This window comes from Lentzea aerocolonigenes (genome assembly GCF_000955955.1).
Lineage (GTDB): Bacteria > Actinomycetota > Actinomycetes > Mycobacteriales > Pseudonocardiaceae > Lentzea > Lentzea aerocolonigenes_A.
Map to the genome: position 1 here is coordinate 1 of NZ_JYJG01000150.1, position 12,378 is coordinate 12,378.

At 66.5% G+C, this 12,378-nt stretch carries 13 protein-coding genes; 6 read left to right on the forward strand and 7 right to left on the reverse strand.

Translation table 11 applies throughout. The features are described from left to right. Window positions 1-67: 67 nt before the first annotated feature. A complete protein-coding gene (locus UK23_RS21825; protein WP_045313443.1) occupies window positions 68-895 on the reverse strand; it encodes a dienelactone hydrolase family protein in 828 nt (275 codons plus the stop codon). 105 nt (window positions 896-1,000) lie between these two features. On the opposite strand from UK23_RS21825, the gene UK23_RS21830 reads away from it, so the two are divergent. Continuing rightward, window positions 1,001-2,188 (forward strand): CaiB/BaiF CoA transferase family protein, encoded by a 1,188-nt coding sequence (locus tag UK23_RS21830; RefSeq protein ID WP_045313444.1) that lies wholly within the window; start codon window positions 1,001-1,003, stop codon window positions 2,186-2,188. Between the two features lie 4 nt (window positions 2,189-2,192). After that, a complete protein-coding gene (locus UK23_RS21835; protein ID WP_045313452.1) occupies window positions 2,193-4,121 on the forward strand; it encodes an endo-beta-N-acetylglucosaminidase in 1,929 nt (642 codons plus the stop codon). Window positions 4,122-4,182: 61 nt separating this feature from the next. Here the strand turns inward: UK23_RS21835 and UK23_RS21840 are convergent, their stop codons facing one another. Further along, on the reverse strand, window positions 4,183-5,877 hold the full coding sequence (locus UK23_RS21840; protein ID WP_045313445.1) for a discoidin domain-containing protein: 1,695 nt from the start codon (window positions 5,875-5,877) through the stop codon (window positions 4,183-4,185). Window positions 5,878-6,113: 236 nt separating this feature from the next. Between UK23_RS21840 and UK23_RS21845 the strand changes: the two genes are divergently transcribed. Together UK23_RS21845 and UK23_RS21850 are read left to right on the forward strand one after the other, a co-directional pair. Continuing rightward, complete coding sequence (locus UK23_RS21845; RefSeq protein ID WP_196777817.1) at window positions 6,114-6,911, forward strand: DUF1996 domain-containing protein; 798 nt, start codon at window positions 6,114-6,116, stop codon at window positions 6,909-6,911. Continuing rightward, the gene (locus UK23_RS21850) at window positions 6,884-7,354 is read left to right on the forward strand and encodes a hypothetical protein (protein WP_045313446.1); all 471 of its coding nucleotides are present in this window, start codon (window positions 6,884-6,886) and stop codon (window positions 7,352-7,354) included. The genes UK23_RS21845 and UK23_RS21850 overlap by 28 nt, the downstream gene beginning before the upstream one ends. On the opposite strand, the gene UK23_RS21855 is transcribed toward UK23_RS21850, so the two are convergent. The 3 genes from UK23_RS21855 to UK23_RS21865 are packed head-to-tail and all read right to left on the reverse strand — an operon-like array spanning window position 7,341 to window position 9,237. Further along, complete coding sequence (locus UK23_RS21855) at window positions 7,341-8,000, reverse strand: hypothetical protein (protein ID WP_045313447.1); 660 nt, start codon at window positions 7,998-8,000, stop codon at window positions 7,341-7,343. The genes UK23_RS21850 and UK23_RS21855 overlap by 14 nt on opposite strands. After that, the gene (locus UK23_RS21860) at window positions 7,997-8,872 is read right to left on the reverse strand and encodes an ABC transporter ATP-binding protein (RefSeq protein ID WP_045313454.1); all 876 of its coding nucleotides are present in this window, start codon (window positions 8,870-8,872) and stop codon (window positions 7,997-7,999) included. The genes UK23_RS21855 and UK23_RS21860 overlap by 4 nt, the downstream gene beginning before the upstream one ends. Continuing rightward, a complete protein-coding gene (locus tag UK23_RS21865) occupies window positions 8,872-9,237 on the reverse strand; it encodes a GntR family transcriptional regulator (RefSeq protein ID WP_045313448.1) in 366 nt (121 codons plus the stop codon). The genes UK23_RS21860 and UK23_RS21865 overlap by 1 nt, the downstream gene beginning before the upstream one ends. Before the next feature lie 65 nt (window positions 9,238-9,302). Here UK23_RS21865 and UK23_RS21870 point away from each other — a divergent pair, with 65 nt between their 5' ends. Continuing rightward, window positions 9,303-10,121: a hypothetical protein gene (locus UK23_RS21870; protein WP_052684924.1), complete on the forward strand. Its 819-nt coding sequence runs from the start codon at window positions 9,303-9,305 to the stop codon at window positions 10,119-10,121. Continuing rightward, entirely contained in the window at window positions 10,118-10,795 is a 678-nt protein-coding gene (locus tag UK23_RS21875) for an SDR family oxidoreductase (protein WP_045313449.1), read from the forward strand. The genes UK23_RS21870 and UK23_RS21875 overlap by 4 nt, the downstream gene beginning before the upstream one ends. On the opposite strand, the gene UK23_RS21880 is transcribed toward UK23_RS21875, so the two are convergent. Continuing rightward, on the reverse strand, window positions 10,788-10,982 hold the full coding sequence (locus UK23_RS21880; protein ID WP_045313450.1) for an MbtH family protein: 195 nt from the start codon (window positions 10,980-10,982) through the stop codon (window positions 10,788-10,790). The genes UK23_RS21875 and UK23_RS21880 overlap by 8 nt on opposite strands. Window positions 10,983-10,996: 14 nt before the next feature. Continuing rightward, window positions 10,997-12,241: a lysine N(6)-hydroxylase/L-ornithine N(5)-oxygenase family protein gene (locus UK23_RS21885; protein WP_045313451.1), complete on the reverse strand. Its 1,245-nt coding sequence runs from the start codon at window positions 12,239-12,241 to the stop codon at window positions 10,997-10,999. Window positions 12,242-12,378 lie beyond the last annotated feature (137 nt).

Below are 12,378 nucleotides of genomic sequence, written 5' to 3' on the forward strand. Positions count from 1 at the left end.
GTTCCCTTCATCGTTCGGAGGGACGCTGTGCCGGGCTGTCGCGCGCCGGCACAGCACCCTCAGGTCATCACGCGTGCGGACAGGTGTCCTTGTAGGCCGAGATGAGCGTGTTCGGCGTCGGGGCCGGGCAGAGGAACTGGTCGTAGCGCAGGTCGTCGTCCACGAACCGCTTGAGCCACGACAGGGTGTACTTCCGCACCGTCACGTTGTCGCTGCGGGGATCCGAGTGGTCACCGCCGCGCAGTTCGAGGAACGCCTTGTCCGGCGCGGCCGTGATCGAGTTGTAGAACGGGATCGAGTGCTGGGAGTCGGGAGCGGTCGGGTCGCTCTGGCCGCCGAGCAACATGGTCGGCACCTTGATTCCCGGCCAGCTCTTGGTGGTGTGCCAGCCGGCCAGCGGGATCGAGGCCTGGAGCGTGGGACGGCTGGTGGCGGCGCGCAACGCTCCGCCGCCTCCCATCGAGTGGCCCATCACGGCGAGGCGCGAGGCGTCGACGCGGGGGTTGGTGCGGGCCACGTAGTCGAGTGCGGCGAGCAACTGGGCGCCCCGGCTGTCCGGGTCGTCCCAGGTGGACAGGGTGTTGATGGTGATCACCACGAACCCGTAGGACGCGAGCCGCGGGCCGAAGTGCGCGACGGACGACTGGGTGGCGGTGAAACCGGGCGAGATGGCGACCGCACCGAACGTGAGGTCGCTGGTCGGGGTGTAGACCGTGCCGCCGCCGAAGTTCGACTGACGGGCGACGGCCGCGGACGTGACGGCGAAGGTGCCTCGGGAGGCCTCGACGGAGGCGGCCGTGGGTGCCGGGCCGCGTTCGTAGGGGTTGGCTGCGGCGTTCGCAGTGCCTGGGATCAGAACCAGGACGAGCGCCGCAAGCACGACTTTGATGCGCACGACGAATCCACCTCAATTGGTTGCAGGGGTACCAATTGCTGCCAGAACTCGATGTAAGAGCGGTGTTAACGCTACCGCTCAGTAGCCTCAGTAGGGTTCGGCCACATGGATGGTGCTCTTGACGGCATTCGTGTTATCGATTTTTCGACGGTCGTGATGGGCCCGTACGCGACCCAGATCCTCGGCGACCTCGGCGCCGATGTGATCAAGGTGGAGTCCCCGTCCGGAGACTCGCTGCGAGTGCCTCCCCCGTACAAGCACGCCGGCATGAGCTCGCTGACCCTCGCGCTCAACCGCAACAAGCGGTCGATCGCCGTCGATCTGAAGGATGAACGCGGGAAGAAGATCTTCCGCGATCTGGTCGTATCAGCCGATGTGCTCGTCACCAACCTGCGTCCACAGGCGCTCGAACGGCTCGGGCTCGACTACTCGGCGATCAAGCACGACCGGCTCGTCTACTGCCAGGCGCAGGGATTCTCCGGGGAGCTGCGGGACCGGGCCGCCTACGACGAGATCGTGCAGGGCGCGTCCGGGACCGTGGACCTGATGCTGCGGGCCACGGGCTCGCCGGACTACGTGCCGACCGTGCTGGCGGACAAGGTCAGCTCGCTGACGATCGCGTACTCCGTGCTGGCCGCGTTGATGCACCGGGAACGGACCGGGCGCGGCCAGCACGTCGAGGTGCCGATGACGGACACGATGCTGGCGTTCAACCTCCTCGAACACCTCGGCGGCGAGACCTACGTGCCTTCCCACGGCCCGTTGGGGTTCGCACGGTCGTTGCAGCCGAACCACCGCGCGGTCCGCACCAAGGACGGCTACGCGTGCATCGCCACCTACGGCGCGCGCAACGTCGCGGACTTCTTCACCGTGGCCGGACGTCCGGAACTGGCCGTGGATCCGCGGTTCGACAACCCCGACGCGCTGTACGAGAACTTCGAGGAGTTCTACGAACTGATGGCGGAGCTCGCCCTGGAACACACGACCGACGAGTGGGAGGAGCTGTGTTCCCGGTACAGCATCCCGTTCGGACGCGTGACGTCGCTGGAGGAGGCGGTGTCTCAATTGGACACGACCGAGCATCCCACCGAGGGCACGATTCGCGTTGTGCCGCCGCCTGTCCGCTTCTCGGACACGCCTGCGTCCGTTCGGAGGCATGCGCCGTGCCTGGGTGAGCACAACGCGGAGATCTTGACCGAACTCGGTTACACAGCGCAGCAGATCGAGGAATTGTCGTCCGATCTAGTCACCGTAGAGGCGGTATACGGCGAATCTCGTGGCGCACAAGGGTGATCGCGTGGCCACTCGGAGACAGTTCCTCGTTCTGAGCTCGACGGCGGCTTTGACCAGTCTGCTGACCGAGACTCCTGCCTCAGCCGCCGAGGCTGTCGCCCAACCCCATGCGTCCTATTGGCACCCCGCGACGATCCTCGACTGGGATCCCACGACGGACCGGGACGCACGGTACAACCGCAGCACGGTACCGCTGGCAAAGCGTGTCGTCCCGGTCCGACCGGCCAATGCGCACGCCCACACCGGCGAGGCGCGGGTGCAGGCGCTGGTGGCGTACGCGCCGACGAGCAACAACCCGTCGCAGGGCTCGCTCGACATGAACTACTACGCCACGAACTACTGGCAGTACATCGACGAGCTGGTGTTCTGGGGCGGTTCCGCGTCCGAGGGCCTGATCCTGGCGCCGAACCCGACCGTGACCGATGCCGCGCACCGCAACGGTGTCCGCGTGATCGGCAACGTGTTCCTCCCGCCGACCGCGTACGGCGGCCAGATCCAGTGGGTCCGCGACTTCGTCAAGCGCGAGGGTGACCGGTTCCCGGTGGCGGACAAGATGATCCAGGTCGCGAAGCACTACGGGTTCGACGGCTGGTTCCTCAACCAGGAGACCGCGGGCGGCAACACCCAGCTCGCGAACGACATGCGCGACTTCATCGTGTACATGCGCAAGAGCGGGCTGCGGGTCATCTGGTACGACGCGATGACCGACTCCGGCAGCGTCTCCTGGCAGAACGCGTTGACCGCGCGGAACAAGATGTTCTTCGAACAGTCCGACGACATGTTCCTGAACTTCTGGTGGAGCACGCAGGGTCTGGCGAACTCGGCAACCCTGGCCCGCCAGATGAACCGCAGCCCGTACGACCTCGTGTCCGGCGTGGACGTCGAGGCGAACGGCTACAACACGAGCGTCGGCTGGGCTTCGGTTTTCCCCGAAGGCAAGCCGCACACCACCTCGCTCGGCTTCTACCGTCCGGAGTGGACGTTCAAGTCCGCCTCCAGCCCCGCCGACTTCTACTCGCGCGACAACCGGTTCTGGGTCGGCCAGAACGGTGACCCGTCGAACACCACCACGACGGCTGCGTGGAAGGGCATCGCCCACTACATCACCGAGCTGACGCCGATCACGACCCTGCCGTTCGTCACGAACTTCAACACCGGCCACGGCAAGAAGTTCGCGATCGGCGGCGCGGTGCGGTCGACGCAGGCCTGGAACAACCTGTCGCTGCAGGACGTGCTGCCGACCTGGCGGTGGAGCGTCACCGGTGCCGGCACCAGGGTGACCCCGTCACTCGACTGGGACGACCCGTACGACGGCGGCACCGCGCTCAAGATCACCGGCACTCCGGTGTCCGCCAACGACGTCCGGCTGTTCGCGACGTCGTTGAAGCTGACCGGAAACAGCCAGTTCGAGATCGTGCACCGGACCGGCGTCGGCCCGTCCCGGCTGCAGGCGATCCTGCGCATCGGCACCACGGAGAAGGTCCTGGACCTCGGCGGGTTCTCGGGTGCCTGGCGGCGCAGCGTGTTCCCGCTCGCGGAGCACGCAGGTGCCACGCTGACCGAGATCTCGCTGCGGGTGCTGCCAGGTGGCCCGATCACCGCGTCGATCGGACGGATCGGCGTCACGAACCCGGTGCTGACTCCCCCGGTCGCGCCGTCGAGCGTGCAGGTCGAGCAGGTGAGCCGCACCAGCACCACGACGGTGTCGGCACGGCTCACCTGGACGCGCGCGCCCGGTCCGGTCCGGCAGTACCGGGTCTACAAGTGGACCGGCACCGAGCGGATCTTCTTGGGTGGCACCACGAACGACGCGTACTTCGTGCCGGCGATCCTGCTCAACACAGGTGAAACCGCGAGCATCGAGGTCGAAGCGGTCAGCGAGGCGTTCGACGTCTCACCGCCGGCCCGCGTCTCGATCACTGGTACACCCTGACCTGGTCCAGCACGGTGGCCTGCGGCGAGACCTGCGTCCCACCCGCCCACGCGAGCATCGATCACTGGTAAACCCTCACATAGTCCAAAATCATGTCCTGCGGCAACTGCGTCCCGGCTCCGGGCGGGCCGGGCCAGTCGCCGCCGACCGCGTTGTTGAGGATGATGAAGAACGGGTGGTCGTACACCCACGGCCCGCGCGTGGACTCCAGCTGCGCACGGTCGACCGTGAAGAACCTGTTCCCGTCGACGCTGAACGTCATGTGGCTGGAGTCCCACTCGACCGCGAACGTCCGGAACGCGCTCGACGCGGGCTGCCCGAGGTTGAGCGGCGACCCGAACCCGCCCGCGCCGTAGTAGCCGGGCGCGTGCAGCGTCGAGTAGACGTTGTTCGGCTCCTTGCCGACGTGCTCCATGATGTCGATCTCGCCGCACGCGGGCCACGGCGTGCGCTTGTCGAAGAAGTCCGCGCCCAGCAACCAGAACGCCGGCCACAGCCCCTGCGTGGACGACACCTTGATGCGCGCCTCGACCCGGCCGTAGGTGAAGTCGAACTTGCCGTGCGTGTTCAGTCGAGCCGACGTGTACTGACACGTCCCGCTGCCACTGACCGGGTCGACCGGGCACGCGCTGCCCGGCGTGACCTCCCGCCGAGCCTGCAACACCAGGTTGCCGTTGCCGTCGTGCCGGGCGTTGTTGTTGTTCGTGTAGTACTGCAGCTCGTTGTTCACGCCCGGACCGATCTCCGGCTGCCACTTCGAGGCATCCGGCCCGGTGCCGGCCGCGGCGTTGAACTCGTCCGACCACACCAACCGGCCTGGGAACGTCGGATTCGGTGGCAACGGTGGCGCGGGCGTCGGGTTGCCGCCGGTGCCGTAGACCTGGAACTCCCACAGCGAGTAGCCGTACCCGTTCGACCTGGCCGTGCCGTACATCCGCACGTACCGGCCGGTGCCGCTGACCGTCAGCGTCTCCTTGAACCCGCGTCCGGTCGTGGTCGAGTACATCTCGCGCCAGTTCGCGTTGTCGTCGGACACTTCCAGTTTGTAAGCCGTCGCATAAGCCGGATCCCACTGCAGCACGACCTTCGAGATCGTGGCGGTCGCGCCGAGATCGACGGAGATCCAGCCGGGATCGACCCAGCCGTTGGTCGCGCTGGTGGCCCACCGGGTCGCGGGATCCCGGTCGAACGCCTTGGCCGGCGTGCACTGCGGGCACGCGCCGTCGTCCTGGAACGTCGACGCTGAACCGGTTTTGCCGTACGAGAGCAGGGTTTCGGCGTTCCCGGTGTCACGGGTACCGAACACCTGGAACTCCCACAGCGAATAACCCCACTGCGTGGCGCGCTGGGTCAGGTCGAGCCGCACGTACCGGCCCTGACCGTTGACGGCGAGCGTCTCGGTGCCGCCCGGTCCGGTGGTCGTCCGGCGCAGCTCCTGCCAGGTGTTGCCGTCCTGGGAAATGCTGAGTGTGTACGCCTTGGCGCTCGCGGTCTCCCACGCCAGCGTCACCTGGTCGACCTTCGCGGTGGTGCCGAGATCTATCTGGATCCACTGAGGATCGCGGAACTCGCTCGACCACCGCGTGCCGAGGTCGCCGTCGACCGCGGCGGTGGCCGCGAACACGGCGTTCTCACTGGTGGAAGCGGTGACCGGACGACCTTGGGAAATCAGTGGCCCGGCTGCTTGCGCCGGTACCGGGACGATCAGCGCGGCGGCGGTCAGTGCCGCGGCGACCATGGGGAGTCGTCTTGACATGGGTGTGCTCCTGGAGCCGGAGAACGGGACCGTGAGAGCGCCCTCCGACCCCGAGCGTCATCGCAACAGGCACGCGATGTCAAGAAAACCGGTACTACTGAACGTTTCTTGCGGATTGACGACGAAAGTTGCCTTGCGCCATGCTCAACCTGCGTGAGAGCGCTCTCCCCAATCCTGCTGCGGAGAGGAAAGCTTCAATGAGGAAGCCAGCCTTACAGCTAGCCGCCGTCCTGAGCATGATCGCCGCCACACTGAGCATCCCCGTTGCGGCACAAGGAGAACCGATTCGCGTCGCCGAGTTCGTCGCGGACTGCCAGCTCAGCCACCGCCTGCCGGACGACCCGATCGTCCTGCCGAACCTGGCCGGTGCCTCGCATTCGCACGACTTCTTCGGCAACCACTCGACCAACGCCCGCTCCACCCAGCAGTCCCTCGAAGGCCAGACCGGCAACTGCGACCCGGCCGTCGACATCTCCTCCTACTGGGTGCCGACGATGTACCGGAACGACACCGAGATCGCCCCGACCGGCATCACCTTCTACTACCTGGGCGAGGGCGTGAACAACCCGGCCGGAATCCAGCCGACGCCGTACGGGCTGAAGATCGTGGCGGGCAACGCGAAGGCCACCGGTGACGCCGACAGCATCGCGCGCTGGTCGTGCCTGCACGCGGGGCACGTCAACCCGTCCAAGAACTTCGTCGAGTGCCCGGCCGGCACGATGCTGGAGACCTACCTGGACTTCCCGCAGTGCTGGAACGGCCGCGACCTCGACAGCGCCGACCACAAGTCCCACATGTCGTACCCGGTGGCGGGCGGATGTCCCTCGTCCCACCCGGTTCCGGTGCCGAAACTGCGGATGGTCCTGCGCTACCCGGTCAACGGCAACCCTGCCGGGCTGAGGCTCTCCTCCGGCACAGGCCAAACCATGCACGGCGACTTCTTCAACGTGTGGCCGCGCGCCGAGATGGAACGCCGCGTCCGCAACTGCCTCAACGTGGTGATGAAGTGCGACCACGCCGGCAACCACGGATAGCAGCGCTCCTGCTGGCAGGCCTGACTCTCACGGCCTGCCAGCAGGCTCCACCCCCAACGCCACCCCAGAACGGTTACGGCGCAACGGAACGCGCGTTCGTCGAGCTCTCGATCGCCACCGACGAACAAGCGCTCAAACTCGTCGACACCCCAGAGCTCGTCGAGAACCGCAAGACCGAGATCGCCGAACTCCGCAAGCTCCTCGACGCGCCGTACGTCAACAACCACGCCGGGCACGACATGCCAGGCATGCCAACGGATGCGGAGATCCAGCTAGCCGCGACCAGCCCGGACGCGCGCAAGCAGTTCGTGCACGCGCACCTCACCGAACAGCTGGAGGTCCTGCGCTCGGCCGGCACCGCGATCACCCACCCGCCGACCGCCGAGGTCGTCAAACTGATGGAACAGCACCGCGCAGCCGAGCTGACCCTCACACAGCCTTAGCTCGCACCGGCATGGCTCGTCCTATCGCCCAGGTGACGCCCACGGCGGCCACCCACGCGAACACCGAGACCACGTGCCAGCCGTCGCCGAGCGCGAGTGGGAGGTCCCTGACGAACGGCATGTCCCCGGTGCCGGGCATCGTGATGCCCGGCACGAGCACCAGCGCCAGTCCGACGGGCAACGTGAGAACACCGCCGTAGCCCCACCGGTCGAACGCCGCCGTCACGAACATGCCGACCGCGCACCACACCAGGAACATCAGGAAGTACGCGAGCGGCGACCCGTGCGGGGTGGACTTCCAGTCCATCAGGGCGTAGACGGCACCTTCGACGAGAAACCCGAGCCACGTCAGCAACGTCATCGCCAGAGCGAAGACCGCGGTGAAACCGGTCGCCGCGACCAGGAACTCGCGGCGGGTGCGTCCGTGCGCGACCGCGATCGGCAGCACGTTGTGGATCGTGTACACGCCCACCCACAGCACGAACCAGCGCGCGATCTGCACGGTGACGAGCATCCATCCGCTGAACGAGACTTCGGCGAAAGTCGAGATCACGAACGCCACGGCAAGGTTCATGAGGAAGACGCAGGCGGCCACGATCGCGCCGTACGTGACCAGCGTCGTCGTCAGGTGCCGGAAGATCTTCACAGCTTCCCCCCGACCGGCTCGGTGAGGTGCACGAACAGGTCCTGCAACGCGATCGGCCCGAGCTCCAGCCCGAGCTGCCGCGCACGGATCAGCCGCGAGTCGTCCAACGCGCCGTAGACCATCGCGGCTTTGGTGCGCCCCAACGACTTCTCGCTCAGCACCGTCAACCCAGCCGTGAACTCGTCGACGTCACCGGCATTCCCGGTGACCTCGGTGCCGCGCGACCGCAGCACGTCCGCCTCCTCCTGCAACACCAACCGCCCGGAATCGATGATCACCACCTCCTCCAGCAACGAGGACAGCTCCTCGATCAGGTGCGTGGAGATGATGATCGTGCGCGGGTGCGCCATGAAGTCGTTGAGCAGCGTGTCGTAGAACGCATAGCGCGTCGGCGTGTCCATGCCCAGATGCGACTCGTCGAGCATCGTCAACGGCGACCGGCTCGCCAGCCCGATCACCACGCCCAGCGCCGACCGCTGCCCCAGCGACAGCGCGCTGACCTTGCTCTTCAACGGAATCCTGAACAAGTCGATCAACGAGAGCGCGTACGAGTTGTCCCACGTCTCCCGCCACGCCGCCCCGTACTCCAGCACGTACGAGACCTTGTCACCCTTGTCCGCGGCGTCGGCGGTGTGGCGCACCAAGCAGACCTGGCGCATCGCATCGGCGTTCTCGAACACCGGCGCGCCGTCCAGAGTCACCGCCCCCAGCGGCTTGCGATACCCGGCCAGCGCCGACATCAAGCTGGTCTTGCCGGACCCGTTGCGTCCGAGCAGCCCGTAGATCTTGTTGCCGCTCAAGGAGAAGCTCATGTCGTCGACGGCCACCACCGACCCGTACCGCACCGACAGCCCACGCACGTCAACCCGCATCACACGCCCCCGTTCTCGTGCTGCTCGATCCGCCGGATGACGTCCGCGAGCGGAATGCCGATCGCCAGCGCCTCCGCCACCATCGGGTCGACGACCTCGCCGAAGAAGGTCTCCCTCCCCTGTGCTCGCAGCATGTCGCGAGCCTCCGTGCTCACGAACATCCCGATCCCCCTCTTCTTGTAGAGCACCTTCTCGTCCACGAGCTGCTGAAAGGCCTTGGCCGCGGTCGCCGGGTTGATCCGGTAGTAGGCGGCGTACTGGTTGGTCGACATGACCTGCTCGTCGCCCTTCAACGCCCCGCTGAGCACGTCCGCCTTGATCCGGTCGGCGATCTGCCGGTAGATCGGACTCCGGTCGTCGAACATGGGCTTACTTCCTTGGTTCGTTACTCATGTAATGAACCATAGCAGCGCGAGCGTACGATTGGCACGTGGTCGGGATCGCGATCCTGTGCGCGGTGCTCGCGGCCGGGTGCGGCGCACTCGGCGCGATGCTGCAACACGCCGGCGTCCGCGAAACCCCAGGCCTCAAACTCACCCAGGCCCACCGCCTGGTCACGTCGAGACGCTGGGTCTACGGTTTCCTGATCCTGGTCGCCTGCGCAATGCTGCAGGTCCTGGCCCTGGCGCTGGCCCCGGTCTCGGTGGTCGCCCCGCTGAACGCCCTGGCCATCCCGATCATCGCCGTGGCCCGCGCCCACAAGCTGACCGGCCTGCTGGCCGTCGCCGTAGTCGTCGCCACCGCCGGCATCGTCGTCTTCGTGTCCATCACCGCGGGCCAGGCCGTCCCCACGGTCGTCTCCCCCAAAGTCGCCCTGCAAGCGGGCCAACTGGTGGTCGCGGGCGTGCTCGTCTGCGTGGTCGCCGCGACCTTCACCACGGGCACGATCCGCGCCTTCGCCCTGGCCATGGGCGCGGGCATCCTCTACGGCCTGGTAGCGGTCCTGGTCCGGGACGTGACCACTTCCCTGCCGATCATCGAATGGATCTCGCTGACCGGCCTGGCCGTAGCGTTCCTGACCGGCGCCTGGTTCATCCAACTCGGCTACGCCGCCGGCCCACCCGACCTCGTCGTGGCGGGCCAGACCGTGGTCAACCCGATCGTCGCCGCCTGGATCGGCATCAAACTGGTGGGCGAAGGCACAGGCATGAGCGCACTGTCGCAAGCGGGCCTGGTCATCAGCGCAATCGCCGCAGTCACCGGCACCGTAGTGCTGGCCTACTACCACCGTGCCAGGGTGGAGGCATGACCTTCGTAGTCACCGGCGGCACCGGCGCACTGGGCCGCCACGTAGTAGCCGCGCTGCCAGGAGCCCGCCCGGTCTCCCGCTCCACCGGCACTGACCTGTTGCGCGGCAAGGGCTTGGGCGCCCTCCGAGCAGACGTGGTCGTGCACTGCGCCACGTCGTTCCGCCACGAGGTGGCCATGGCCAAAGCGGTACTCGCAGCCAAACCCGCGCACCTCGTCTACATCTCGATCGTCGGCTGCAACGAGGTCCCGCTCCCCTACTACAAGCAAAAACTGCTGACCGAACGCTTGATCATCGACTCAGCCACCCCGCACACCATCCTGCGCGCCACGCAGTTCCACTCGTTGCTGCGCAAGATGTTCGACCGCACGTCCAAACTCCCGCTGATGCCAGTCCCGGGCTTCCGCTTCCAGCCGATCGACGAGGCCGAGGTGGCCCTGGAACTGGCCACCCTGGCCCAAGCCGCCCCAGCGGGCCTGGCCCCGGAAATGGGCGGCCCCGAGATCCACGAAGCGATCGACTTCGCCCGAACCTACCTAGCCGCAACGGGAAAACACCGCACACTCATCCCCCTGAAGGTGCCAGGAGCCACCTACCGCGCCTACCGCGCGGGCGGCAACCTCACCCCGGACCGCGCAGTCGGCAAACGAACCTTCGCCGACTACCTCACCTGATCGACGCGGGCCGCAGGTCCGTCCAGTTCTCCTCCACGTACGCCAAGCACGCCTCGCGGTCGTCCTCACCAAAAACCTTCGTCCACCCGGCAGGCACCTCCGCGAAGGTCGGCCACAGCGAGTGCTGCTGCTCCTCGTTGACAAGCACGAAGAACCGCCCCTGCGGGTCCTCGAACGGGTTGGTCATGACACTTCCTTCCTTCACTTGACTGCCTGAAGCCTCGGCTCGGCCTGCCGCACCCGCCGCACCACCGACTCGAGAATCTCCCCCACCCGCACCGCCGTGTTCGACAACAACGACGACGTGATCCCATGCGTGTGCTCAGTACCGCCCTGCAAATAGATCCCGCCACGAACCGAGTCATCGGTGACCACCCGGTAGTCCCGAGTCACCTTCAACCGCCCACGCTCATCCCGCTCGCAACGCCCAGCAAGCTCCCCGAGCAACCGCACCGGATCAGCCGGCCGATACCCAGTCGCAAACACGATCACGTCCGCATCAACCGGCACCCGCCCACCATCGGCCAACGACTCGATCACGCACTTGCCGTCCGCGTTCACGTCCGTCAACCGAGAAGTGTTGTGCAGCAACAACCTCTGCCGCCCCACAACCTTCTCCCGGTACACCCGCCGATACAGCTCCTCGATGAGCTCCCCGTCCACCACCCCATAATTCGTGTTGGCGTGGTAGCCCATCAGCCGCTGCTTGACCTCCTCCGGCGCTCCGTAGAACTCATCCACGGCAGCAGGATCGAAGATCCGGTTCGCGAACGAACTGTCGTCGGCAGGGCTGTACCCATACCGCGCGAACACCCCGTGCACCTCAGCCCCGGGGAACCGGTCGTGGAAGAACGCCACAGCCTCAGCCGCACTCTGCCCAGCCCCCACCACCACAACCTGCCGGGGCTCCTCGAGTCCGTCGACCTTGGTCAACAGGTCCTTGTTGTGCCAAATCCGCTCACCGGCCTCAACCCCTTCAGGCAAGTTCGCCTCAAGCCCGGTGGCCAACACCAGGTTCCGCGCCCGAACCGTCTCCCCACCAGCACAGAACGCAAACCCATCACCCTCCGCACGCACCGCCGACACCTCGGCCCCGTACGACACGTGATGCCCAACCTGCTCCGCCGCCCACTCGAAGTAGTCGTGGAACTCCTTGCGCAGCGGAAACAGGTTCTTGTGGTTGACGAAGTCGATCAACCGCCCGCGATCCCGCAGATAGCAGAGGAAGCTGAAGGTGCTCGTCGGGTTGCGCAGCGTCACCAGGTCTTTGAGGAACGACACCTGCATGGTCGCGTCCTCGAGCAGCATCCCCCGATGCCACCCAAACTGCCGCTGCCGCTCGAAGAACCGCGCCCGCACGGGCCTGGCATGCTCCTCAACGGCGATCGCGAGAGCGAGGTTGGACGGCCCGAAGCCGATCCCGGCCAGGTCTAAAACCGGTTCCATCGCATCCTCCCGAAGCACCAGCAGCCAAAGTAACCCTAACTTAACTAAGGCATACCTTAGCTAGTGCATTCGGACGTGATCCACGTCCTAGCCCCCCATCGAGCACCTATCAAGCGATGCCGCAGGCGAGCAGTACC